Here is a 24572-nt window from a genome sequence, read left to right as displayed (position 1 = left end):
ACATCCTTGTGGGCTCTCAAGCAGTTGTATAAGCGATGATTATTTGAATAGGGAATGGTTGCTGATCAAGATTTCTATTAGGCTGGGCCTATTGCTCCTTTGAGTCATTAGGCCGGCTATACAGGTAACCTTGATGTAAGTTGTAGCCTAACTGACACAAGATATATTGCTGCCTACGCGTCTCGACACCTTCATAAATCATTGTGATATTTGATAGGCGTCCAATCTCCGAGATATTGAGCAATACACCCTGATGATGCTCTCCTGACTCGATATCCTTAACAAAGCAACGATCCAGTTTTAGATAGGCCGGAGAGATAACATTGATGATTTCGATGTTGTTATTGCCCGTACCAAAGTCATCCAGAGCGATAGTGATACCAAGCTTTTTGATATCCTTAATGTTATCGATAACCTCACACCCATAGCCAATGTTCGAATATTCAGTAATCTCTACGACAAACTCATTCGCTTCCATCGCGGCTAAATGCTCTCTGAGCCTTGCGAAGTTCGACCCTACCAAAGCACTCGGACACACGTTGACACCATAGATCTCATGGCTGTTGTTTAACTTCGCTTTTCTGACTGTCTCGATGAGTAAAATAGTATGAAAGGTGAGTAAATTGGTGCGTCTCATGGTGTTGATGAAGCTTAAAACGCCAACGTTACGCACACGAGATAACAACTCGTAGTAGAGAACGCAGTTGTCTTCGGTGTTGATGATCGGCTCTTCTTCAAAGGAGATGTGTTTCCAACGAAACAGGTAGATCACGAAACCCAGAATATAGGAGCGATAAAGCAGGGTGGCGAGTATCAGAGAAAGCGCAATCCATAGTGCAACAATGTCGTCACTGTAGAAGGTGATGGTTGCACCCGTTGGTAGGGAGGTTTGATAGATAGATTTACTCTCTTCGCCAAGGTTTAAGATGTGGTAACCATTCTTCTGGATGGAAATCGAATCGACTAATAGAGGCAATAGTGAGTTCTTGTATCGAGCTTCGATAGATCGTTTAGATATTCGAGCAACCATCTCAATGTCGTGCTCGGTATCCATGAAGCGTGAATAGGCAAAGTCAGCACTATCGTAGAAGTCGTCTAATTGATTGAGCTCTATCATCTTAGAACGTGTTTTAGAGATATAGCAGGAGTCATAAGGTGTGGTCATGACGACAGAATCAAGGTTGAGCGAGTGCCTTAGCGAGTGCACAGCCCCGTGGCTATCGCAACCGTAGTCCATGACTTCTGCGGCAATGTGTTTGGTGTTCTCACTGTATTCATTCGCAATCTTCGTCGTATAAAGGATTTGGGAAAAGTAGACAACGAATAGGAAAAAGGAAGAGATGGTGAACACGGCTATCAGAGCCTTAATCAGCTCTCGATGATAGGTGTTGAACATCAGTTTCAACATCTCGAACTGGCTGGGCTTGAACTGGTTGATGTCGTACTTAGGTGCGATACGGTTGGTTGAGCTTTTATCGAGATCGATAAAGTAACCTACCTTATAAAGGTTAGAGATAAGTTCGCTATTATTATCTACCTTCGCTTTCTTACATAAGCTTCGATATTTCTTTCTTATAGAAGCAATAATATTTTTTAACGCGTATAAGCTAAACTCTTCGTCAAAGTGTAATTTAAATGATTCTTCAACATCTCGTGCAGATTGAGGGTTTGATATTGACGAGTGTTCAATAAGGTATTTGAAAACAAAACTCTCTTTACTATTAAGAGTTTCCTCTGATATCTTATTACTGTCTCTTTTTATGTATATTTTTTCTTCATTGTAGATCAGTTGCAAGCTCTCATTATTGTTATTTATATTGAAAGAACAGTGCATAGCTCAACTCCTAAGCGATAGTTATTATATTTGTGTGATGGATATGTGATGGCTGGGATTGTCATTCAACACAAGAGTTCGATCTAAATAATATAACCAAAATGTCACCATTTCCTCTTAAGATGTTGATACTAATCGCAGAATTTGGGCTTTAATGAAAGGTTATGGAGATGTTCACCCAAAAGTTGAATTTATAAATGAAAGCCAATGATTTACAAGGGGTAAAGGGGATTTATCCATTTGTTTTGGTATTTATCCATTTCACAGCTTCTACGCGGTAGGTTTAGCGACTGGATTTAGAGGTTTCTAATGTAGCTTCTGATGGTATTCATTCGGCTTATCGATGCATGAGATTTATCAGAATTTTTCATGATAAAATTAAATTATGTCATTTTATGTGATATTAATATAATTTATGTGGCGTATTGTTTTGGTGATTTAATTAAAGTAATAAATGATAGAATTAATTATATTTGTTGAATGATTGACTTTAATTTATTCTGTTACGAAATTTAAATAATTAAACTTTAAGGTGGGATATTTAAAATAGGGAAAGGATGATTTTTATCATGATGTGTTGATTAAAGAATTTTAATGGAATTATTATTGACATATGTATCAAATATGTGTCTATGTAAATATTAATCGGCTAGTGATGAAAATAAGATATGAATGAGGTTGGTGTTATACCATGAGCACTGCCTAAAAGTATAAGCAGCAACAAGTTAGATCAATTAGTGTTATTTTTGAGCAAATGTTAGCGTAACCACATGATATTCAAAGACCTGTCGCGGAGGCTTTGTGTTAACTATGGAAGCGTGCAATCGTTGAGTATTTAACATGCACCATCAAGCACCACGATCTGTGGTTCTTTTTCTGGCTGATAAAGCACCTGACAAAAGTCTCCTTCTGGCGAATAGGTGTAGTTTTCGGTGTCGAAAGAGATGGCGGCTACTCTTTCTGCATTGCTGCCAGAGTCTACTTCTTTGTTGATGACATGAAGCTCTGTTGCGTCGATATTGAGCAGTCTTCTTAGTGAGTCAACATAGGCGATTGGGTAACCATGACAAACGTAGTAGGTCTCAATCTCCGTCTTTTCAACATAGTTGCACTCATCCTCAACGCCAGCAATCGCTGACTTCGCGTAGATCATATCGATACCCGTGCGAAGGTTACCAGCCACATCATGTATTTTACTCGCCCGAGCACTTCCTTGAACGTCTAAGAACTTGACCATAGCTGTCGCCGAAACGATCGCTAAAATTAATACAGAGATGATGAGTTCTAAAAGAGTGAAGCCGTTTTGTCTGTTCATGGTTACCGATTATTTGCTCTGCTAAAGGGACGGAATGAGGGTAATCTAAATACCAAAGTCATTACAGTTAGTGGGTATAATGGTTTGGTGTTTTATTGTGTGAATTTCTAAGTAATTTTCTTTATAAACAATAGCTTAATTATTTCCTCTTACTGTTAAACGCTATGTAAGCATACGTAAGCGTACACACCCACAGAAGCCGATTGTTTAGGAAGCATTCAAACGACTTAATTTATTGATAAATAAGTCTTTAATTGTAGGATTGTCGACCATTCAAAAACTGACTTTCGACTTCATTTGAGGGAATTGGTTTACTAAATAAAAATCCCTGAAGATACTGGTATCCACAATCGATTAAGAACGCTTTTTGCGTTTCGGTTTCGACACCTTCAGCAACCACTTTTAGCCCCAATTTTTCATAGATAGCATGGGTGGCTTGGACAATCGCTTTGCTCCCTTTGTGTGAACCGTGGACGAAGCTTTTATCGAGTTTCACGGTGCTAATCGGTAAGTCATGCAACATCGACAGTGACGAGTAGCCTGTGCCAAAGTCATCAAGGTGAAGCTCTACGCCCAATTTAGAAATATCGCTTAACGCTTGCCTGACTTCACCATGCTTGAAGATCATGGAAGATTCGGTGATCTCAAGGGCGATGCTTTGAGGTTGGATATTGTAGAAGTTCAACATTGCTAATAGCTGCTCGGCAAAGGTCGCGTGCATCTGAATACTCGAAATATTGATACTCATCATCAACTCACTATCAAACTCACGTTGCCATATCGATAGCTGTTTGAGTGCAGAGTTCAGAACCCATTTCCCGAGCGGTACAATCTGCCCCGTCTCCTCCGCTAAGCTAATAAACTCATCAGGGCCTATGTTACCTAGCTCTTTGTCTGACCATCGAAGCAAGGCTTCAAACCCTTTCACCTTGTCGCTGTTGGTGTTCATGATCGGTTGATAGTGAAGGTTGAGATCGTCGTTTTCTATGGCGCGTGCCAGTCGATGGCGGATCTCTACTTTGCGATGCAGGGTTTGTGCTAAGTCTGGGGTAAACGTTTGGAAGCGGTTTCGACCATTCGCTTTTGCAAGATGCATCGCCATACCCGCTTGCTTTAGCAATGTTTCTTGGTCAACCGCGTTATCAGGGAAATGCGCGGTACCTATGCTGCAACCGACAGATAAACTGCCGATGCCTCTGATATGGAAACTTCGGTTTAAGGCATCAATGATGCGAGAGCAAAGTAGTGGGATATTTTGATTTCGGCAGGTGTGGGCAATCACAATGAATTCGTCGCCACCAAATCGCCCTATCATGCATTTCTCATCAACCAACTGTTTAAGGCGTTCACCAACCTGTTTGAGTAGTTGGTCTCCGACAGTGTGCCCATAAGTGTCATTAACTAATTTGAAGCCATCAAGGTCGACAAACATCAATTCAAACGGTGAGCGATAGGCAATGCTGGTTTCTAGAAGGTTGCTGATCCCACGGCGATTATAAAGCTCCGTTAAACAGTCGTGTTCTGCGTTGTATCTGGCTTTTATCAGCTTCTCTTTTTGCTTTGTTGTACAGGTTAGGTTTAGCAGCAGTTCGCTTTTATCAAAGAGCCACTTTCCTTGCACATCAAAATGGTGTGCTCTGAAGGAGGAAACCTTGATAAACCAAGGCGCACCGGTTGTTGGTTCTCTATTCTGTAAACGTGTATGTACAAAAGTGATTACTATGTTTTGCGTACGGTAAATGTAGGGCTCTGATTCCAACATTGATGATCTATGACCAGTATATATACTGCCTTCGCTTTTAATAAATACTGGTGATAGGAATGTCGAAAACCAAAGTGCTCATTGTTGAAGATGACCAAGAGATAGCTCGTCTAACGACGCTTTACCTCGAAGCTGAAGGTTACAATGTTAGCGTTGTTCATGAAGGGAACTTGGCACTTGAAGCGATCCGTAGTATTGAACCTGATTTAGTGCTGTTGGACTTGATGCTTCCAGGGATGAGCGGCGCGCAAATTTGCCGTCAAGCCCGTGAGTTTTATAATGGAATGATTTTAGTGCTAACGGCTTCCGCCGATGAAATGAGCGAGGTCAGCTTGTTTAAATTTGGTGCGGACGATTACGTTGCCAAACCGATTCGTGGCCATGCCTTGTTAGCGCGAATTGAAGCGTTATTGCGTCGAGCGACTCCCGTAAAAACTGCGCAAGAAACTACGGCTGAAAAACAGTGCGATATTGTAATCAACAGCTCTGCTCAAAGTGCCACGCTCTACGGCCAAAACCTCAAGCTTACTTCTGCTGAATTTGAAATCTTAAACCTTCTCGTTAATAACATCTGTCAGGTCGTGACTCGAGACCAGTGCTGTCAGTTATTTAGAGGGATAGATTACGCGTTCAACGACCGCTCGATTGATATGCGCGTGTCTGGGTTACGCCGAAAGCTGCGCATTCACGCAAAAGACAAACAGTTGATTCGTACGGTTCGCAACAAGGGGTACATGCTGGTTGCGTAAGTTCATTGCTACGAAGCTTCTCTCGGTTTCGATGTTTGCTCGCTTATACCTTGGGATTGTGACTGGGATGTCGGCAACGATATTTTTGTTCTTGAACCTTGGTGAGGGGTACATGCGACGCACCGAGATCGAAACCTTCCTCAATGATGGCATCTACTTTGCGGAGCAGTATGTTCGTCAACACAATCAAGAAAACTCACTCTATAAAGAGCTCGATAGAATAGGCTACCAACAATTTTATATCTTCAATTTACGCCTGTTGGAGAATTGGTCGGGCGAGGCGCCTTGCCAACAATGTGAGTTATACACAACCTTAAACGGTGTGCCGATATATCTAAGTGATGACAACCTCTATTCGACCGTGTTTCAGCTACCAAACTCTAAATTCAGTTTTGGGTTCAGTGAGGTAGGGGACTTTTTCTCTCCTGACATTGAATGGTACGAAGACTCAGAACGACACTTTTTGTTAGGGCTGTTGTTGGCTGTGATTGTGGCGATTGGAGCAAGTGTTTACTTACCTGTGAGGCGTTTTCAAGAAAGAATAGAGTTGCTCGTCGAGAAGCAGAAACAGTTTGGTAAGGGCAAGCTTAGTACTCGATCTGACATGGACGACATCCATCCTGTTTCTGATTTGGCCAGCAGTTTTAACTTCATGGCTGAAGAGATCGAAAGCAAAGTAAAACAAAGTCATATTTTCGCTCAAGCTATCCCACACGAAGTACGAACTCCGCTAAGTCGTATTCAACTGGCGACCGATATCCTAAGAAGGGGAGCCCCCGATAATCATCAGGTTCTTTTCGATGACATTGATACCTACATTGAGGATATCAACGAGCTCACGTCAGAAATCATCATGCTGTCGAAGTTGAATGTCATGGATAACTCTTTCTTTGAGCTCGTTAAAGTGACCTCCGATCTTCGTGAGTATTGCCTAGACCGAATTCGTTACTCGAAACTAGACAATGCCACCTTTGAATCTAAGGTACAGCTAGAGTGCAAGATTAAGTGTGATTGCTCAATGGCACGCTTGGTGTTCGATAACGTTCTCAAGAATGCGGGTAATTACACACAAGACAAAGTGTGGATGACGCTGGATGAGAACTCAGAAAACTGGCTGGTGGTGATTGAAGACAATGGTTCTGGAATACCAGAGAATAGGCGTGATGAGGTATTCCTTCCGTTCTCTCGACTAGACTCAAGCAGAACGTCGACCAACGGTGGATTGGGGTTGGGCCTCGCGATTGCTCTATCGGCGGCTAAAAAACTTTCTTGGGATATCAAAATCGACGACAGCAACCATGGTGGTGCCAAGTTCAGTATCGTGATTCCTAAGATCGCATAAACTGTAGCTTTAAGAACTCTTCAGGCTCGTCAAATAACAAAGCCACGGACTAATACCGTGGCTTTTTCATATTCCGATTTACAAGCTAGTGACTTCTTAGTACTACTGCCTAGAGCCTAGAGCCTAGAGCCTAGAGCCTAGAGCCTAGAGCCTAGAGCTTAGAGCGATGAAGTCCATAAATAGCGTGGTCTACGATGCGGCCATTCAAGTTCTCGTTACGAGTTATAATACCTTCTAACGTGAAATGTAAGCGCTCACAAACCTTGCGGCTGCTTTGGTTACCGGTTGCGGCTGATATCTCTACCTTTTCCATATCTAACTCATTGAAAGCAACATCAATCAGCTTCTGGACAACGCGCGTCACAATCCCCTTTCCTTGGTATGTCTCAGATAACCAATAACCTATCGTCACCTTTTGCTTATCATGATCAATGGTATTGAAACTGCAGTTACCGACGACCTTGTCTTGATACACGATTGCACAAGTCATGCTTTTCCCTTCGGCATAATCGTGTAGCGAGCGTTGGATGAAGATCCTAAAGTCTTGCTCGGTTTTACAATGTGGCGGCCACACGAGCCATTGACTTAGGTACTCATTCTGGCTTTGTGAGATTTCCGCGTAGTGAGAAGCGAAGCTCTCTTCAACCAATGCGATGGAGAGTTCGTTGTCGATAACCGTTTTAAACATGTCTTTCCTTTTCTTATGGCTGCTTATTTAAGCGAATCTTAGTCGGCAGGCTATAATGTCGCATGATTTTTAATATGCAACCATTTGTAGTGCGGATTTTTCGTGATACGTTGGTTCTATCACGAAACTCATTAAACCTTACAATAGTTGTGTATATAATCATTAGCTATGCATTAGTATTAGCGGCCTAAATATATAAAAAATATAAAAATGCTAGGCTTAAATAATGAATCAACATTGCCAGGACGTGACCGTGGACCTAAGGAAGGCTCTATTCGGTATTGCTAAGGCGCTTGATAACGTCGGTTTCGAAAGTAAAAATCATGGACAGAGAGTGGGCTATATCGCGTATCGATGTGCTCTGAGTGTGGGGTGGGAAGAAGAGCAAGCGCAGCTCGCGTTTTCGTTAGGCTTGATTCACGACTGTGGTGTCTCGCAAATTGATGAACAGCTCAGTTTAACGTCTGGGTTTGTACCTGACTCAAGCTATCACCATTGTCAAAAGGGCTACCAAATCTTAAAAGAGTGCCCAGTTCTTTCTATATTTGCTAAGCCGGTTCTTTATCACCATACTCCGTGGTCTGAGCTAAGGGCTATTCATATCAGCGAGTTAGAAAGAGAACTAGCTGCCATCGTGATGCTTGCCGATAGAGTCGATTATCTATACGGCATAACCTCTTCTGATCGTTATGGAAACCTAACACCAGATGGCAAAGCGTGCATCATTGAACGTTTGACTGAACAAGCGGATGAGATGTTCGAAACCAACCTTGTGCAACACATGTGCGAGTTGGTTGATTTGGATGACTTCTGGTTTTCTATGGAGATTCCATACATCGAGAACATGAGGGATAACTTTGAACCTGTGCCATTTTTCTCCCAGCAAATGTCGCTGGATGAGACGGTGGCCTTTGCCGAGTTTATCGCCAATGTTGTTGATACCAAAAGTTCGTTTACCTTTAAGCACTCTTTAAAGGTTGGGCAGCTTTCAGAATACCTCGCCAAACAACTGGGTTATTCCTACACCACTCAGCGCAAACTCTATTTAGCAGGTTTGGTTCATGATATCGGTAAACTGCAAACCCCTAATGACATTCTGCATAAGCCGGATTTACTCACTGAAGAAGAGTATTGCTGTATTAAACGCCATGCAACGGACACTCGATTCGCATTGCAGGAGTTGTTCAGTTCACCTCAGGTTTGTCAGTGGGCATCTGATCATCATGAAAGGTTAGATGGTTCGGGTTACCCAATGGGAAAAACGGCGGAAGAGTTGGATCAACCCAGTCGAATTGTTGCTGTGGTGGATGTGTTTCAAGCGCTAACTCAGTCTCGACCTTATCGTGGAGGCATGACGTTAGAAGAGACTCTCGCTATTTTGAGGGACCACGTTGATAACTTTAAGTTGGATCGAGAAGTGTTTGAGTGCCTTAATAAACACGCGCAATATTGCTTTGAATTATCGACAGACAAACGAATGTACGCGTTTTAACGCCACTGAATGCTTTCTAGGTGTGATGCCTTAACTCATATTCGATGAGAAATGACCAAGCACCAGAAACAGAAAAGCGATAGCCGAGGCTATCGCTTTTTTCATGGGGGCTTATCAGGATCTTTATATCGAGATTAGTATCGTTTTAAGATCTCGATGATCGCTTGCTCAGTTTCCGCTGCGATGATGGCATCGATGTCATCATCATTTTGGAACAACTCTGATAGCGCCATAATCGTATGGATGTGGCTATCTGAGTCCATCGCTGCCAGAGTAATCGAAAGGTAAACGTCACCGTTGTCTTCTGACTCTAAATCAACACCCTTCTTGAATACCGTTACTTGCAGTGATGCTTCGTTCACACCATCTTCAGGGCGAGCATGAGGCATCGCAATCTTTGGTGCTAGAACATAGTACGCGCCAATATCCTTGTGTTTTTGCTTGATAGCTTCAACATAGCTTGCTTCGATTTTGTTGCTCGCTAGCAGTGTTGAACAGGTCACATCTATCGCAGCATCAACCGTTAGGTTCTCTTCAGAGTTGATGATAACGCCTTGGTTACCAATTAAATCGAATAAGCTCATGAAACAATCCACCCTAGGATAAGACCAACAACGCCGAAGTCGAAGTCAGCAAACGTTGTCGCTTCAAGACCAAGGCCACCCAGTACTGGAAGCAGTAGCATTGGTAGGAAAGAGATACACAGACCTTGCGTGAATGAACCGAGAATTGCACCGCGTAGACCGCCTGTCGCATTACCGTAAACGCCTGCTGCACCACCTACGAAGAAGTGTGGAACGACGCCAGCTACAATGATTGTCCAGCCAAGCGCGCCTTGAACTGCCATTGCTAGTAGGCCAGCAGCGAAAGAACAAAGGAAACCGATAAGTACCGCGTTTGGTGCTACAGGGAATACCATAGGGCAGTCTAGAGCAGGTTTTGCGCCCGGTACTAGCTTGTCAGAGATACCTTTGAATGCAGGAACGATTTCAGCAATCAGCATCTTCACACCTTGCAGTACGATGTAAACACCACCGGCAAACACAAGAGATTGCATGAAGGTGAATACTACCCAGTTTTGACCGCCTGATACTGTTTCAACAAAGTCACCGCCAGCAACAATTGAGGCAAACATAAAGAAGATAGCCATTGTTGTTGCTACAGCAACTGGCGTATCACGCAGGAACATTAGGCTCTTAGGTACGTTGATGTCTTCTGTTGATTTTGAAGTGTCACCAAACTTGCTACCAATGTAACCCGATACTAAGTATGAGAACGTTGAGAAGTGACCCATCGCCAACTGATCAGTACCCATCACTTTCTCTGTGTATTTTTGAGCAAGTGCAGGCATGATAACCATCAGTGAACCCACAATGATCGAGCCGATTGCAACGAGAGCAGTGCCTTCGATGTTAGCTGTAGACAGGATTACCGCTACCAGCATAGACATGAACATTGTGTGGTGACCCGTTAAGAAAATATATTTTAAAGGTGTTAAACGAGCCAATAAAATATTCACAACGAATGCGAAGAACATAATTAGAGCCATTTCATAACCGAATGCTTCTTGTGCTAATGCAACAATTGCTTCGTTATTTGGAATAACACCACTTACGCCGAATGCTTCAGTAAATACAACAGAGAAGTTATTTAGTGCGCCAACAAGAGCGCCAGCACCAAAACCTAAAATTAGGAAACCCATTACGGTTTTAATTGTGCCTTTTAGAATGGTAGAAACATCTGCTTTTTGTGCAACCAGGCCGATAAAAGCAATTAAACCTACCATGATCGCCGGCTCTTTTAATAAGCCGAGCATGAACTCGAAAAAGTTTTGCATAATTTTGACCTTACATGAAAGTTTTTAGTTGTTCTTCAATAGATGCTTTGTCAAAAATATTTTTAAGGCTGATGATATTCTCTTTACCAGCGTCTTTTAGTTGGTTTGCAACGTCTGTTGCTGCAACCCAAATATCCGCATTGCTTGATGCTGCAGATGATAGATCTTCGTGATCAACTTCTGCTTCGAAACCGATTTTTTTAGCGACTTCTTTTACTGCCATTTCCATCATTAGAGAAGTACCAAGGCCGTTACCGCAAACTACAAGAATCTTTTTCATAATATTTGTCTCAATTGGATTTTAGGGGTTGAGAAACTTCGTTCTCTTATTGTGTGAGAGCATAGTAATGGAAGTATTCAGATTTCAATAAGATCCCCATCACAAAACTAAAATGAGATTGTGATGGAGATCTCGTTAATTTGTAGTAAAGATCCAGAGTGAGACTTTGATCAAATTTAACTTTTCACTCGAATATGCAACGTCTTTTATTTAGAAAGGGAGGAGGATCTTTATTTGGATATTAGAATATGAATCTTGAAAGGTTTAGCTAAGACAAAATATTGAATTAATCGTATCGGCCGTAATCGGTAAGCATTTTCTTAAGCATGCTATTAACGTCTTTAGTCTTTTTACTTCTTTTAGTTAGCTGGCTTAGAGAGGTTGGTTTTGATGCTTCAAGTTTATCTTCATCAATATCTTCAACTTTGTCTTTCATTTTTTGTACTGCTGGCAATAGCATTCTAATTTCTTCATTATCAGCATTTGTTAACACGACAATATTTTCAGACTCAACTTGAGTAATGGTTAATATTCCGTGTTTAACCGATTCAACCTGTTCGCCAATCATAATTGACTCAGGAGCAACCGAACGATCAGTTAGCTGACCTGTACGTAATTTAGCCGCACTGATAGCTCGAATATTTCCGGTGTTTTCAAACGCGACGATAACAGTATGAGTATTATAATATTCAACTACTGTCACATAACCGTGTCTATTTGTTTTGAATTTAGCTCCAATGTTCATATCGTGCGGAGCTTCCATTTTCTTCACGTGTTTCCTCTCTTAGTCTCGATGGCTGTTATATCTAATCAGCTCTATTGGTATTTTATAGATAATTATTTGGTGAGGTCATACAAAGTATATACGCATCTAAACTTAAGATGAATCTTGAAGTCTCGGGAAATGAGGCAGAGCACAGAAAAGTAGTAAGAATCACACAGAATTAACCGAGTGATTACGCTCACACACTTAAAGACTTAACATTACAAATTCAACTCCCTACAGATTGTTTACAGTTTTGAAGCTCGAAAACGACGACAAACAATACATTTTGCTTAATCCTTGATCGCGCGATCGTTTGCGTTAAAAAATGTGATGAAAGTCTCACTTAACTGTTTATACTTCTCTTCCGGTTTTAAGCCGGTGCTTAGCCAATACAAGCCGTCACATGGATATGTGAATGACCCCACGGACCGGACCAGCTACGTTCCACTGCTTGTATAAGGTGATTTTTTACATGAACAACTCGTTGTTACATTCGCTAACCCTGTTAGCTCCTTCATCGCGTAGCGTTTTGCTTGCGGTTCTTTGTCCTGTTCCTTTGATGTCATTTGCTTGGCTCATGTTCACTCTTTAAGGATTACTAGGACACATTATGAATATTCTATTTGGTTTTGTCGGTGTTCTTGCACTGATTGCTTGCGCGTACCTGTTATCTGAAAGTCGTTCTTCAATTAACTGGAAAACGGTCTCTCGTGCACTATTACTTCAAATCGGTTTTGCAGCCTTAGTATTGTATTTCCCTTGGGGACAACTGGCGTTAACAAGCCTAAGCAATGGCGTTTCGAGTTTGCTTGGTTTTGCAGACGTTGGTATCGCTTTCCTATTTGGTGATCTGGCTACTGAAGGTTTCATTTTCGCGATTCGCGTACTTCCAATCATTATCTTCTTCAGTGCTTTGATCTCTGCGCTCTATTATTTAGGCGTTATGCAGAAAGTGATTCAAATCTTGGGCGGAGCGGTGCAAAAACTGCTGGGTACAAGTAAAGCTGAATCTCTGGTTGCTACAGGTAATATCTTCCTTTCTCAGGGTGAGTCTCCTCTTCTTATTCGTCCCTTTTTAAAGTCTATGACTCGTTCGGAACTGTTTGCTGTAATGGCAGGTGGTATGGCGTCGGTAGCGGGTAGTGTACTTGGTGGTTATGCTGGCCTTGGTGTTGAGCTTAAATACCTTATCGCTGCAAGCTTTATGGCGGCTCCGGGCAGTCTGTTAATGGCGAAGATCATTGTTCCTGAGCGCAGCACACCAAGTGATTACGACCATATCGAACTAGATAAAGCTGATCAAAGCAACGTGATTGATGCATTGGCAAGCGGCGCGATGAACGGTATGAAGGTTGCGGTAGCGGTTGGTACTATGTTGGTTGCATTCGTGAGTGTGATTGCGATGGTCAACACTGGCCTAGAAAGCCTAGGTGAAACGTTCGGTTTTGCGGGTATTACGCTACAAGCTATCTTTGGTTACCTGTTCTCGCCTCTTGCATGGCTGATCGGTATCCCAAGTGACGAAGTATTGATGGCGGGTTCTTACATCGGTCAGAAGATCGTTATGAACGAGTTTGTTGCTTTCATCGACTTCGTTGAGAACAAAGCTCTGTTATCTGAACACAGCCAAGTGATCGTGACTTTTGCTCTATGTGGCTTTGCTAACATTGGTTCTATCGCGATTCAGTTAGGTTCAATCGGTGTTATGGCACCAGAGCGCCGTGCTGAAGTTGCAAACTTAGGTTTGAAAGCTGTAGCTGCTGGTACGCTAGCAAACCTAATGAGTGCATGCTTAGCGGGTATTTTCATCCTGCTTTAAGCTATATTCAGTTAAAGCGGACACTTTACTTACGGAGTTAACGTAAGGAGGGTGTCCGCTTTTTTGTGCCTGTTAATCAGGCGAAATCAGGTTTTGGCCGTCGACTGTGATTTGTCTATCGTGAGTAAAAGCTCACTCGGAAGAGTAATAGAGCCAGTTCCTTTTATCCGATATACTTGAATATCATCAGGTTGCGATTAATAACATTCGGCTTCGATTAAGAACATTCGATTTCGATTGAGAACATTCGGTTCCGACTAAGCATATCCGCTTTCGATTAGGAACAATGGCAACCAAGCTAAATTAATCAAGGGTCTCTCCATGAACATTCGCGTTCTCATCGGTCTTATTGTTACCTTCATTGGCTTGTTTGCGATGGTTTACCTAATTGCTGGCGGCGCTCAGTTTCCTATCTACCAGTGGCCAAAAGAGGCTTATCTCGGTTTGGTGTTCAGCGTGGTGTGGGGGGCTGGTGTCGCAGCGTCTGTAGCGTATTTCTTCTCGGCATTGGTGTTTGTTACTGTCGCCGTGGTTTGCTATGCGATCGGTTATAAAATCGGTGGGCTCTTTTCAAGCAAGTCAGAAGCGTAAAGCTGAAGTTTAAACGTACGCTTTTTGTATTTTCTTTTGGGGTTAACGTTCGCCTTAACCCTCTCTTAACCCCCAGCTCGTTATCTTGTCTCCATTCTTACAGGAGACAAGAAGATGAAATTGAATCTTCCTTTAAAACATTCCCTTATTTCACTTGCTCTAATCGGATTGATGGGTTGCACGACAACCAGTCAGGCCGACTATGTTTCACTCGCTGAGCAAAGCACTAATCAGACACAACAAAGCTTACTCGCAGAGCTGATTCAACAGGCTTCTACTCAACAAGATCTAGACGCAGAGAACGTACAACTTACCGATTTAGTGAATGCACCGGAGCTCGACCTCTATATCGAGCGCGCTCTGCAGAACAGCCCAAGCATCCAACAAAGCATTACAGCACTCAAAATAGCTTATGCGCTGCAAGGTGTAACTTCAGGTGATCGCTTACCAACTGTCGATGCGAGCTTTTCTGGTCAAGCTGACGAAGGCACTGACGGCTCAAGCACGACTGAAACCTACACCACTGATGTCACGGTTGGTTGGGAGCTCGATCTATGGCAGAAGCTTGCAGACACAAACAACGCCGCTTTGAAAGACATTGCGACGTCTCAGGCTAACCTTCAGGGCGCTCAAGATCTTTTGGTCGCGAGTGTGATGAGAGGTTGGCTTGATATCAGTTTGAAGCAACAGCTTGTCGATATCGAATCGCAACGTTTGGTGATTCTAGAAAACAATGAAGAACTTGTTTTAGAACGTTATCGCGCAGGGCTAGGTAGCCTTGAAGATCTAGATAATGCAAAAACGAGCAGCGCATCGACTCAAGCAACCTTAGCTGATTACCGTGAGCAGCTTGCACAAAGCCGACGTGAATTGGTTTTATTAACGGGTCAGTGGAGTGGTGAATCTGATGAGCTATCCCTTGCTGAGCTAGGTTCGTTTCCAACCATCATTAATCCACTAGACAATATGCCGACACAAGATCTAGCAGGTCGACCCGATCTTCAAGCGGCTTTCTTCAATATCGAAGCAGAAACATTGCGTGCTGACGCGGCGTACAAAGCGATGCTGCCGTCGATCAGCTTATCTGCCAGCCTAACCGATATGGCGGATTCTCCGAGCGAAGCGCTGCTTACCGGACCTTTGTGGAGTGCGCTTGGCCAAGTGTCAGCACCACTGTTTCAAGGTGGCAAGCTAAAAGCACAGGCAGAAATTGCTGACCTAACCACAGAAACCAGCTACTGGGCTTACCAAGAGACACTGCTCAATGCGGTGAATGAAGTGGAAAATGCAATGGGGCAAGAGTCCTCATTAACGCTTCAACAGCAACACCTAACGAACGCCTTGGTAAGCGCACAACGCAGCTTCACTAGCTATGAAGAGAAATACCGTCAGGGTTTGGTCGACATTTTTGATCTACTTACTGTTCAGCAGCAAACCTATGACCTTGAAGCGCAGTTAACACAAACCATTTATAACCGTCTCGTAAACCGAATTGATTTAGGCCTAGCTCTGGGCTTGGGAGTATCTTCATGAAACTGAACACCATCACAATTGCAATCACCTTAGTGGCTGGTTCAAGCATTTTTGCTGCCCTTGCTTACAACGATTCACAAGTGGCTCCTGCTCCTCAAAAGACGAATGAACTAACGGTTTCAGAACCTCAAGCTACGCCTATTCAAACCAAGTCTATTGATACGACGACCTTACCTGCTTCACAACAACAGCAAGTGTCTGTGGTACTTGCCACTCTCGGTGACTACCAAGCAGAAGTGGTGGGTTACGGGGAAGCGAAGTCGCGTTACGAATTGATGTTTTCGACGGAAGTTGGTGGCCGAGTAGAAACGATCAGCTCGCAGTTTGAAACTGGGCAAGTGATTGGCCAAGGTGAAGTGATCGCTAATATCGATTCGACCAGTTACCAACAAGCGGTAACCCAAGCGAAGGCAAATGTGGCTCAAGCTCAACTGGATTTGTTGGAAGAGCAGAGACAAGGCGAACAAGCTAAGTCTGAATGGCAACGCTCTGGTTTGTCTGGCGAGCCGGATTCACCTTTAGTATTACGCGAACCACAACTGGCACAAGTAACAGCAGCCTTGGAGAACGCCAAGCTTGAATTGGTGAAGGCTGAGCAAGACCTCGAAAAAACAACCTTGGTTGCCCCTTTTGATTCGTTGGTCGTGAGCCGTGATGTTCAACCGGGAAGCTACGCACAAACGGGCGCTCAGATAGCCACGTTATACAGCGTTGATGAGGTTGAAGTTTCTGTCCCCCTTTCTGAAAGCCAATGGTTGAGCCTACCCAACAGCGATAACACCCAACTGAAAGAGCAGCCGTGGCCAGTGACTCTATCGAGTTCTGACGGTCAATTCCAATGGCAAGGTTATGTCGAGCGTGTTGAGCAGCACTTACAACAAGATACGCGTCAGCGCTCATTGATCGTGAAAGTCGATAACCCTTTGGAGCAAGAGAAAGATCTTTATCCAGGCACGTTCGTGCAAGCGACGATCTCGGGTAAGCAACTAACTCAATTGTGGGAGCTTCCGGCTTCTGCACTTTCGCAACAAGGTGACCTGTGGTTTGTGGATGACAACGGTCTGCTTTCTAAATCAAACGCGAATGTTGAATTTGAAAAGGGTGGTTTTATTTACATCGATCCTACCAAATTGAACTTGGAAATTGGTGACGGTGTTCAAGTGGTTAAGCGTCCGTTAAGTAGCTTTAAAGCGGGCATGGTCGTTCTGGCTAAGGCGGAGGGGTAGTCATGTCTCATGAGTTGAAACCGAATAACCAAGCGGACAGTAACCAGAAGCCAACTAAACCACACACTGGCGCAATCGCATGGTTCGCGAATAACTCTGTAGCAGCGAATTTGTTGTTAGTGGGCGTGATCATCATAGGCCTGTTATCACTGAACTCATTGCGTAAAGAAGCATTTCCAAGCCTTGAACCCGATGTGGTGACAGTGTCTGTGACCTATGACAGTGGTGACCCTATTCAGGCGGAAGAAGGCCTAGCGATTAAGATTGAAGATGCGTTAGAAACCGTACCGGGCATTAAGCGTATTACGTCAACTTCTGATGCGAATGGTAGCCATGTTTCGATTGAAAAAACGAGCACCTATGATCTTGATACCCTGTTAACTGACGTTAAAACTAAGGTTGATGCGATCAATAACCTGCCTTCTGGCGCTGATAATCCTGTGATTGATAAAGCTCGCATGCAAGATCATGCCTTATGGGTGCAGATCTATGGTGACGCAGACCGAGCAACGCTTCAAAGCTTAGCCGAGCAATTGAAATCAGATCTATTGAGCCAGTCATCAATTCGTGATTTGGAAATCAAGGCTAAGGCTGACCCTATGATCTCAGTTGAGGTTGATGAGAACAAGCTACAGGCATACGGCTTAACACTGACTGACGTTTCTGAAGCGATCAATGCGGAATCTTCTGCGGCTATCTCGACGAGCCTTCGTAATGGCGAAAAAACGGTTCGTTTGAAGGTTTCTGAACAGGCGTATGAGATCCAAGATTTCAACGCGATTCCGGTGATGACGACGACTGATGGTACGCAAATTACCTTGGGTGACATTGCCAACGTTGAAGACATGTTTGCTGATGATACCTTCATGCTTTCTCGTTATAACCAACAGAATGCGATGGCAATTCAGATCGTGATGGATGAATACGGAGACGTCGTCAGCATTGTTGAACAAGCAGAGAAAGTGGTAGAACGCTGGGAAAACAGCAACATGCTGCCGAGCGATGTCGAAATCGAAACTTGGTACGACAAAAGTACCATGATCAAAGACCGCTTAAGCCTATTGATGAAGAACGCGCTCACCGGTATTGCATTGGTGTTCATGGTGTTAGCGGTATTCTTAAACGTGCGTGTCGCTTTCTGGGTAGCAGCTGGCTTACCGTTTGTCTTTTTTGGCACCATGTTCTTCATGACAGATACCTTCATGGGGTTAACCATCAATGAAATGACCACCTTTGGTTTCATTATGGCGCTCGGGATAGTAGTCGATGATGCGGTGGTGGTTGGGGAAAGTATCTATTCCACGCGCAAAGAAGAAGGCGATTCGATAGGCAGTACTATACGAGGCACCATGAAGGTGGCATCACCAACTATATTTGGTGTGTTAACGACAGTTGTTGCCTTCTTAGCGTTAGCGAATGTTGACGGTAAAATGGGGCAAATTTACGCTCAATTCGGCACGGTCGTGATTATCTGTTTGTTGCTGTCTTTAGTTGAGTCTAAGTTCATTCTGCCATCGCACCTTGCTCATATTAATACTAAGCGTAGTGAGAAGAAGGGGCTGTGGGCTCGCGTTCAACATGCTGCCGATACTGGGCTAGGTTGGTTTAATAAGCGTATCTACTGCCCCGTAATTGAATGGGCGTTGAAACTGCGTTATGCGGTAGTGATGGTTTTCTTGTCATTGCTTATTTTAGTTGCTGGGTTACCAATGACGGGGGCGGTTCGTGTAGCGTTCTTCCCTGATATGCCGGGCGATACGGTAACTGCCGATATGTCGATGCAAAACGATGCGAGCTTTGGTCAAACACAACAAAACTTGTTGGTGCTTGAAGCGGCGGCAACCCAAACGGATGAAACTCTGAGAGCGCAATACGGTGCTCAAGATGAAGCATCTGAACTGCTGAGTCTTCAAGTTATCGCGGATGCTGATGACTCTGGTCAAGTTAAAATTGAATTGGACAGCGACAGTGTCTACACATCGAATGAGTTTGCTGATGCTTGGCAAGAGACTGTGGGCCAGATGGAAGGGGTTAAGAAGCTCAAAGTCTTGTCTAAAATGGAGATGGTCGACAACTTCAAAGTAGAATTGAAAGCGTGGAACGAAGAATCAGTGACTGCGGCGGGTAATGAGTTCTTAACCAAGCTGCAAGCGATTGAAGGTGTGAGTGGTATTGACCATAACTTGGATCTTGGTGAGCCTCAGTATCGTTTTGAATTAACACAGCAAGGCCGTGCGTTAGGCTTTGATACTGCAAGTCTTTCACAGCAAGTATTGCAAGCGTTTAGTGGTGATATTGTTCAGCAGTTCCAACGTGGTAAGGATGAGGTAAAAGTTCGAGTGCGCTACCCAGAATCGGATCGCCAAACCATTGCGGATATCAAGCAATCGAGCGTGAGAACCAACGACGGTACCGTGGTGCCTTTGAGCACCGTTGCTGAAGTATATTCTGATTACCAAGTATCAGAGATCACACGTATTGATAGCCAACGAGCGGTGTACATCAGTGCAGTATTAGATAAAGACGTGGTTGCACCTGCTGAGCTTGTTCATCAGTTGCAAGACACATTAGTACCCGATTTAGAAGCGCAATACCCGGGATTAACGGTCGACTTTGCTGGCGAAACGGAAGAACAAGAAGAGACGGCTAGTTCAATGATGAGTATGTTCATACTTGCCATGATAGCGATTTATACGCTGCTTGCTATCCCGCTGAAGTCTTACATTCAACCTGTGATCATCATGACAGCGATTCCATTTGGCATTGTTGGGGCAATCTTAGGGCACTGGTGGAATGACTTAACAATCAGTATCCTATCGTTAAACGGTATCCTTGCGTTGAGCGGTGTGGTGGTGAACGACAGCTTGTTGTTGGTTTCTCGTTTTAACGAGCTAATCAAAGAGAAAGGTAAGTCGGTTCACGATGCGATTGTTGAAGCGTGTTCTGGTCGACTAAGAGCCGTGTTACTCACATCGGTCACCACGTTCGCAGGTTTGACGCCACTATTAAGTGAAACGTCTCTGCAGGCTCAGTTCCTGATCCCTGCGGCAGCGGCGCTAGGCTACGGTATTTTGTTTGCGACGTTTATTACACTGATTCTAACGCCAGCATTGTTAATGATTCAGTGTGAGATTAAGTCTCTGATTCTTAAAATCACAAATCGCGTCAAAGGCATTGAACAAACAGCTTAACAATGGCTAAGCTAATGATATCTAGGCTGATGATTGCCGAGCGAGGCTCAGCAACTTCGGTCTAGGTTCATTACCGAACAAGATATTAAAGATCACTATAAAGCTACACTACAACTAACAATAGAGGTCGTCACGATGGCAGAATCCGTCACTAATAAATTCACAGATAAGCTTCAATTGCTTTTGGTTGAAGACGACCTCGATTTAGCCACTGCGGTTATTGATTACCTCGATTTAGAAGATATCCAGTGCGATCATGCAGCGAATGGTTTAGCTGGACTCAACCTCATCGAAGCAAACCGATATGACGCGGTAATTCTCGATCTCAATTTGCCTAAAATGAACGGCTTGCAGGTATGTGAGAATCTCAGAGCGCAGGGCATTGATACACCCGTTTTGATGCTCACTGCACGTGATACGCTTGATGATAAGCTGACAGGCTTTTCAAAAGGGGCCGATGATTACCTGGTGAAACCTTTTGCAATGGAAGAGTTGATTGTTCGAGTGCAAGTGTTGGCGAAGCGACGCAGTGGTCAGGTTCGCCGCTTGTCGGTAAGCGATTTGGAAATCGATCTCAAACAGCATCAAGCCTATCGCGATAATTCCCCTTTAAAGCTTTCGCCTACCGCACTCAAAATACTGGAAATCTTGATGCGTTCTAGCCCTGATCCTGTTTCTCGCGAGACCATCATGCAGGGCGTGTGGGGCGACGATCAACCAGACAGTAATAGCTTAAAAGTGCATATCTTCAATCTGCGTAAACAAGTCGATGCTGAACAAGACAATAAGCTGCTGCACACCATTGCGGGAAAAGGCTTTGCGATTAAGGAGTTACGACAAGAATGAAGATCAGACCAAGTCTAAGGATCTACGTTTTATTGGCGATTCTGGTTACAGGTGTGACGACGATTCTGGTTCTTTCTGCCTTGAGCGTAAATTACTTTGTCTCTGGGATGGATATCGCTATGCGTGGCTCTATGATTGCCCAAGCGCAACAAGATGCGGTAAAGCCGGGTAAGCCTATGACCAATCAAGAATTTACGGTGGCGACCCAATGGACCGACTTGCCACAAAGCATTCAGAACAACCTTAACCAGAGCGAACTGCAATTTAACCGCATGACCAAAATAATCATTGGCAAATCTATATTTTCACCTCCCGAGAAAGGCTATTTCGCCATGAAGGTGATGAAAGGTAATGAGGTTCGTTATGTTTCTGCGGTGTTTGCTCAAAAACATGACCCTTTCATTAATGATGAAGGGCTTCCGCACTTTATCACGATTCTTTTGACCGCACTGGGTGCGATTGTATTGTTTTTCGTTATCTTGGTTTTGGTGTTACGTAAGGTGGCATCGCCTGTTGAGCAGCTAAAGAACTGGGCCAAATCGCTAGATAAAGATAACCTCAATGAACCGACACCTGATTTTCACTTCAGTGAACTGAACACCTTGGCTAACATCATTCGTGATAGTTTGAGTTCGGTTCAAAACAGCTTAGAACGAGAGCAGAAATTTTTGGGTTACGCGAGCCACGAATTACGTACTCCTATTGCGGTCACAAGAACAAATAGTGAACTGCTAGAGAAGCTGATTCAAAAGGGTAAGAGCCCAGAAAAGCAGCTTGAAGTGATAGACCGAATCAAGCGCGCGGGTTTCACCATGACAGCCCTGACAGAAACCTTGTTGTGGCTTACCCGACAACAAGACAAAGATCTGCCTCTGGAAAACGTACATCTCGGCGAACTGCTGCAACAAATAAACCACGATTTAAGCTATCTATTGAATGGCAAAGCCGTGGCTGTGAACCTTGAAAGCGACGATACACAATGCCAGTTGCCAGTCGGACTCACTCGCATCGTGCTGACCAATTTGATTCGCAATGCTTTCCAACACACAGGAAGCGGTACCGTGGGTATCGTTCAGGTAGGCTCGAAAGTCACCATTGTTAATCACAACACTGACGGCACGATAGAAGACAATCATTTGGGCTTTGGTCTAGGGTTAGAGCTCACCGAAAAGCTGCTCGCGCAATATCAATGGCAATACCATAACCAAGAGCTGGCTGGTGGTCGTGAAGTGTGGGTGGATTTCTCTTAATGCACTGGCTCGATCGTTGGAAGGTGTATCGCTATCATCGAAAACAGACTAACCGCTCGAATGGCGACAAGGCTAAAGCTTTAGGTTGGACTAGCGAAGAGAGTCAATTGTGTCGCTTTGAAGTAATCGCTCGTGCGGCGGACTTCGAAAAGAAGAGTGTTTTAGATTTGGGTTGCGGCTATGGCGAGCTGTTTGAACTGCTCGACAGCATCTATCGTATTCAATCTTATACCGGCGTTGACCAACACGCAGGCTTTCTTAAGAAGGCGAAGCAAAACTACACAGAAGATCGTTGTCAGTTTTTGGCGGGTGATATGAGCAAAATGAACCTTGAGGCGCACGACATTGTCATCGCTAGTGGTTCACTGAACTACATCTCTCGTGATTCTGATTATCTGACAAACATGATTACTCGCATGTATGAACTGGCGAATCAGACGGTGATTTTTAATCTTCTCAACTCAAGCCAGTATCCTTCGCGTAATACCTTGATGAGTTATCACCCTCAAGGTGTCTATCGTTTCTGTAAAACGCTCTGCGATGATGTCTCTTTAACGGAGGGCTACGCAGAAGGGGATTTTACGATAGTGATGAACAAAGCCGTGTCAGGAGCTTGATGTCGTCTTTGTTTTTATCTTTACGCAGGTTTTGATATTAACAACTTTTGATACGAGTACTGACGTAGTAAACAGCAAAAAGCCGCAGCCTTGAAAGGTATGAGGCTTTTTGGGTTCTATGATGAACCTAGGCTAGGTATGTTGCTAGTTCTTCGGTGGTTGGTTTTTAATGAGTCCGTAAGGGATGTTAGTAAACACCTTAGGGTTGCCTTCATAAGTCGGCGCTTCATTCACTTGCTGCCAATCGAGTAGCATGATTGCTAATACGTTGCGGTGTTCACCGTACTCAAGGTCAAAATCGCCAGTAATTGAAGGGATCATGCCTTGTTTCTCATCGATTGAAGCTTGAATCGCGAGTCGAGTTTTCTCTAGAACTGGGTCATCTTCTAAACCTGCCAATAAGAAGGTTAATCCAACCTCAGCAATCACATCTTCTTTCGCACGCAGCAGAATCGTATCGATGTTTTCTCTAAAGTAATCGTAGATCCATTGATGGTCTTGTTCGCTTACTTGATGTTGGTAATATTCTGAGTCGCCGAAGATGACGTGTGTCATACCATAGATCTTATTGCCGAATTGCTGGCTTGAGAGTTTTTTGTCTTTATCGTCTGGATACGCTTTTTTGAAGGTATCGACAAACTCATCAACGACATCCTGCTCACCCAGTTGGCGCAACCAGTAAACCTGATTCGCTAATTGAGCGGCCCACGCTTTCACCATGTCTTCATTGGTCACGTATCGTGAGAAGTCATAGCGACGAATGATTTCGCGTAGCTTGGCATCGTTCTTGTGTTCTAAACCGTATTCGTTAGCACGAGCCATAGAGCCTAGAAGGTCAACACCAAGGTAAAGGTATTCAGGCATGTGCTTGGTGATGTTGTAGCGTCGAATACTGCGCTCATCGTTATCACCAATATAAGATGCAACTCGCTTCTCTGAGTAGAGTACGATTTGTTCCATGGTTTGAACGTCATTCGACAGGGTGCTGAGCTTGCTTGCCACTCGAGCCATGTCGCTCCACACCGCCGCTGAATACTTATCGTCTAATGTTTGACGATACATGCGCAGCCCGTAGTGACCTTCTTTGAATGCAGGCAGGGTGTAAAGCTGGCTTTCGTAGGTGGTGCGAATTAGGTCTGCAGATTGCTTGAAAGATTGTTCTTGAGAATTGAGCGAATCTGCTTGGGATTGAACGTTCACTGCGGTTGGCGCTTGAACGTTTTCTTGTGCGTGAACGGCAACCGAGGCTGATAGCAATGTACACAGTGTGATAGTTTTTAACTTCATGTCGTGAGGTACCAAGCTGATTATTAGTCTATGTAAAATAACATTGATGAATCCTTCAATGTAAGCGTGAGTCAATACAATGTAAGCTTTATAAGGTTCACTAACCCTTTTTGATTAAACCATTCGTTTAGTAAAGAAGTTTGAAGT

General features: G+C 43.8%; 20 protein-coding genes. 11 read left to right on the top strand and 9 right to left on the bottom strand.

Translation table 11 applies throughout. The features are described from left to right. Positions 1–88: 88 nt before the first annotated feature. From AB6E78_RS02330 to AB6E78_RS02320, 3 genes are all read right to left on the bottom strand, one after another. A complete protein-coding gene (locus AB6E78_RS02330) occupies positions 89–1834 on the bottom strand; it encodes an EAL domain-containing protein (RefSeq protein WP_017066680.1) in 1746 nt (581 codons plus the stop codon). 835 nt (positions 1835–2669) lie between these two features. Next, positions 2670–3149 carry a type II secretion system protein gene (locus AB6E78_RS02325; protein WP_017060589.1) on the bottom strand — a complete coding sequence of 160 codons (480 nt, stop codon included), beginning with the start codon at positions 3147–3149 and terminating at the stop codon, positions 2670–2672. 250 nt (positions 3150–3399) lie between these two features. Then, entirely contained in the window at positions 3400–4911 is a 1512-nt protein-coding gene (locus AB6E78_RS02320) for a putative bifunctional diguanylate cyclase/phosphodiesterase (RefSeq protein ID WP_372111534.1), read from the bottom strand. Between the two features lie 59 nt (positions 4912–4970). Between AB6E78_RS02320 and AB6E78_RS02315 the strand changes: the two genes are divergently transcribed. Together AB6E78_RS02315 and AB6E78_RS02310 are read left to right on the top strand one after the other, a co-directional pair. Next, a complete protein-coding gene (locus tag AB6E78_RS02315) occupies positions 4971–5660 on the top strand; it encodes a response regulator transcription factor (protein ID WP_017060591.1) in 690 nt (229 codons plus the stop codon). Continuing rightward, positions 5653–7002, top strand: coding sequence for a sensor histidine kinase (locus AB6E78_RS02310; RefSeq protein ID WP_372073533.1), 1350 nt, complete (start codon positions 5653–5655; stop codon positions 7000–7002). Before AB6E78_RS02315 ends, AB6E78_RS02310 begins: the two co-directional genes overlap by 8 nt. A gap of 151 nt (positions 7003–7153) precedes the next feature. On the opposite strand, the gene AB6E78_RS02305 is transcribed toward AB6E78_RS02310, so the two are convergent. After that, positions 7154–7690 (bottom strand): GNAT family N-acetyltransferase, encoded by a 537-nt coding sequence (locus AB6E78_RS02305; protein WP_017069226.1) that lies wholly within the window; start codon positions 7688–7690, stop codon positions 7154–7156. Between the two features lie 226 nt (positions 7691–7916). Here AB6E78_RS02305 and AB6E78_RS02300 point away from each other — a divergent pair, with 226 nt between their 5' ends. Further along, positions 7917–9182, top strand: coding sequence for an HD-GYP domain-containing protein (locus AB6E78_RS02300; RefSeq protein ID WP_372111536.1), 1266 nt, complete (start codon positions 7917–7919; stop codon positions 9180–9182). A 134-nt stretch (positions 9183–9316) separates the two neighbouring features. On the opposite strand, the gene AB6E78_RS02295 is transcribed toward AB6E78_RS02300, so the two are convergent. The 4 genes from AB6E78_RS02295 to AB6E78_RS02280 form a co-directional block, all read right to left on the bottom strand. Continuing rightward, positions 9317–9766 (bottom strand): PTS sugar transporter subunit IIA, encoded by a 450-nt coding sequence (locus AB6E78_RS02295; protein WP_017070990.1) that lies wholly within the window; start codon positions 9764–9766, stop codon positions 9317–9319. Next, positions 9763–11019 carry a PTS ascorbate transporter subunit IIC gene (locus tag AB6E78_RS02290; protein ID WP_017064873.1) on the bottom strand — a complete coding sequence of 419 codons (1257 nt, stop codon included), beginning with the start codon at positions 11017–11019 and terminating at the stop codon, positions 9763–9765. Before AB6E78_RS02290 ends, AB6E78_RS02295 begins: the two co-directional genes overlap by 4 nt. A 10-nt stretch (positions 11020–11029) precedes the next feature. Next, positions 11030–11299, bottom strand: coding sequence for a PTS sugar transporter subunit IIB (locus AB6E78_RS02285; protein ID WP_017064872.1), 270 nt, complete (start codon positions 11297–11299; stop codon positions 11030–11032). A 286-nt stretch (positions 11300–11585) separates the two neighbouring features. Then, the gene (locus AB6E78_RS02280; RefSeq protein ID WP_008217326.1) at positions 11586–12062 is read right to left on the bottom strand and encodes a hypothetical protein; all 477 of its coding nucleotides are present in this window, start codon (positions 12060–12062) and stop codon (positions 11586–11588) included. 613 nt (positions 12063–12675) lie between these two features. On the opposite strand from AB6E78_RS02280, the gene AB6E78_RS02275 reads away from it, so the two are divergent. The 8 genes from AB6E78_RS02275 to AB6E78_RS02240 all read left to right on the top strand — a co-directional run bounded on the left by AB6E78_RS02275 (position 12676) and on the right by AB6E78_RS02240 (position 23138). Further along, positions 12676–13884 carry a NupC/NupG family nucleoside CNT transporter gene (locus AB6E78_RS02275; RefSeq protein ID WP_102320600.1) on the top strand — a complete coding sequence of 403 codons (1209 nt, stop codon included), beginning with the start codon at positions 12676–12678 and terminating at the stop codon, positions 13882–13884. Positions 13885–14205: 321 nt separating this feature from the next. Further along, complete coding sequence (locus tag AB6E78_RS02270) at positions 14206–14475, top strand: hypothetical protein (RefSeq protein ID WP_017060599.1); 270 nt, start codon at positions 14206–14208, stop codon at positions 14473–14475. 114 nt (positions 14476–14589) lie between these two features. After that, positions 14590–16008: a TolC family protein gene (locus tag AB6E78_RS02265; protein WP_017060600.1), complete on the top strand. Its 1419-nt coding sequence runs from the start codon at positions 14590–14592 to the stop codon at positions 16006–16008. Next, positions 16005–17234 (top strand): efflux RND transporter periplasmic adaptor subunit, encoded by a 1230-nt coding sequence (locus tag AB6E78_RS02260; protein ID WP_017060601.1) that lies wholly within the window; start codon positions 16005–16007, stop codon positions 17232–17234. The genes AB6E78_RS02265 and AB6E78_RS02260 overlap by 4 nt, the downstream gene beginning before the upstream one ends. A gap of 2 nt (positions 17235–17236) precedes the next feature. Then, positions 17237–20425, top strand: a complete 3189-nt coding sequence (locus AB6E78_RS02255; protein WP_372132535.1) for an efflux RND transporter permease subunit — start codon at positions 17237–17239, stop codon at positions 20423–20425. 135 nt (positions 20426–20560) lie between these two features. Beyond that, positions 20561–21271 carry a response regulator transcription factor gene (locus AB6E78_RS02250; protein ID WP_136978713.1) on the top strand — a complete coding sequence of 237 codons (711 nt, stop codon included), beginning with the start codon at positions 20561–20563 and terminating at the stop codon, positions 21269–21271. Next, on the top strand, positions 21268–22521 hold the full coding sequence (locus AB6E78_RS02245) for a HAMP domain-containing sensor histidine kinase (protein WP_136978711.1): 1254 nt from the start codon (positions 21268–21270) through the stop codon (positions 22519–22521). Before AB6E78_RS02250 ends, AB6E78_RS02245 begins: the two co-directional genes overlap by 4 nt. Next, positions 22521–23138, top strand: coding sequence for a class I SAM-dependent methyltransferase (locus tag AB6E78_RS02240; protein ID WP_017064868.1), 618 nt, complete (start codon positions 22521–22523; stop codon positions 23136–23138). Before AB6E78_RS02245 ends, AB6E78_RS02240 begins: the two co-directional genes overlap by 1 nt. 144 nt (positions 23139–23282) lie before the next feature. On the opposite strand, the gene AB6E78_RS02235 is transcribed toward AB6E78_RS02240, so the two are convergent. Further along, positions 23283–24425: a DUF3541 domain-containing protein gene (locus AB6E78_RS02235; RefSeq protein ID WP_017060606.1), complete on the bottom strand. Its 1143-nt coding sequence runs from the start codon at positions 24423–24425 to the stop codon at positions 23283–23285. Positions 24426–24572: the final 147 nt, after the last annotated feature.

It is taken from the genome of Vibrio sp. 10N.247.310.98 (genome assembly GCF_041467395.1).
Taxonomy (GTDB): Bacteria; Pseudomonadota; Gammaproteobacteria; order Enterobacterales; family Vibrionaceae; genus Vibrio; species Vibrio crassostreae_C.
This window is presented reverse-complemented; position numbering and strand designations above follow the sequence as displayed.

Coding starts and splice junctions, on each gene's coding strand:
- AB6E78_RS02305 (WP_017069226.1), bottom strand. CDS start 7,690: ATGTTTAAAACGGTTATCGACAACGAACTCTCCATCGCATTGGTTGAA.
- AB6E78_RS02275 (WP_102320600.1), top strand. CDS start 12,676: ATGAATATTCTATTTGGTTTTGTCGGTGTTCTTGCACTGATTGCTTGC.
- AB6E78_RS02320 (WP_372111534.1), bottom strand. CDS start 4,911: ATGTTGGAATCAGAGCCCTACATTTACCGTACGCAAAACATAGTAATC.
- AB6E78_RS02295 (WP_017070990.1), bottom strand. CDS start 9,766: ATGAGCTTATTCGATTTAATTGGTAACCAAGGCGTTATCATCAACTCT.
- AB6E78_RS02260 (WP_017060601.1), top strand. CDS start 16,005: ATGAAACTGAACACCATCACAATTGCAATCACCTTAGTGGCTGGTTCA.
- AB6E78_RS02265 (WP_017060600.1), top strand. CDS start 14,590: ATGAAATTGAATCTTCCTTTAAAACATTCCCTTATTTCACTTGCTCTA.
- AB6E78_RS02250 (WP_136978713.1), top strand. CDS start 20,561: ATGGCAGAATCCGTCACTAATAAATTCACAGATAAGCTTCAATTGCTT.
- AB6E78_RS02315 (WP_017060591.1), top strand. CDS start 4,971: ATGTCGAAAACCAAAGTGCTCATTGTTGAAGATGACCAAGAGATAGCT.
- AB6E78_RS02290 (WP_017064873.1), bottom strand. CDS start 11,019: ATGCAAAACTTTTTCGAGTTCATGCTCGGCTTATTAAAAGAGCCGGCG.
- AB6E78_RS02330 (WP_017066680.1), bottom strand. CDS start 1,834: ATGCACTGTTCTTTCAATATAAATAACAATAATGAGAGCTTGCAACTG.
- AB6E78_RS02285 (WP_017064872.1), bottom strand. CDS start 11,299: ATGAAAAAGATTCTTGTAGTTTGCGGTAACGGCCTTGGTACTTCTCTA.
- AB6E78_RS02255 (WP_372132535.1), top strand. CDS start 17,237: ATGTCTCATGAGTTGAAACCGAATAACCAAGCGGACAGTAACCAGAAG.
- AB6E78_RS02235 (WP_017060606.1), bottom strand. CDS start 24,425: ATGAAGTTAAAAACTATCACACTGTGTACATTGCTATCAGCCTCGGTT.
- AB6E78_RS02240 (WP_017064868.1), top strand. CDS start 22,521: ATGCACTGGCTCGATCGTTGGAAGGTGTATCGCTATCATCGAAAACAG.
- AB6E78_RS02325 (WP_017060589.1), bottom strand. CDS start 3,149: ATGAACAGACAAAACGGCTTCACTCTTTTAGAACTCATCATCTCTGTA.
- AB6E78_RS02280 (WP_008217326.1), bottom strand. CDS start 12,062: ATGGAAGCTCCGCACGATATGAACATTGGAGCTAAATTCAAAACAAAT.
- AB6E78_RS02300 (WP_372111536.1), top strand. CDS start 7,917: ATGAATCAACATTGCCAGGACGTGACCGTGGACCTAAGGAAGGCTCTA.
- AB6E78_RS02245 (WP_136978711.1), top strand. CDS start 21,268: ATGAAGATCAGACCAAGTCTAAGGATCTACGTTTTATTGGCGATTCTG.
- AB6E78_RS02270 (WP_017060599.1), top strand. CDS start 14,206: ATGAACATTCGCGTTCTCATCGGTCTTATTGTTACCTTCATTGGCTTG.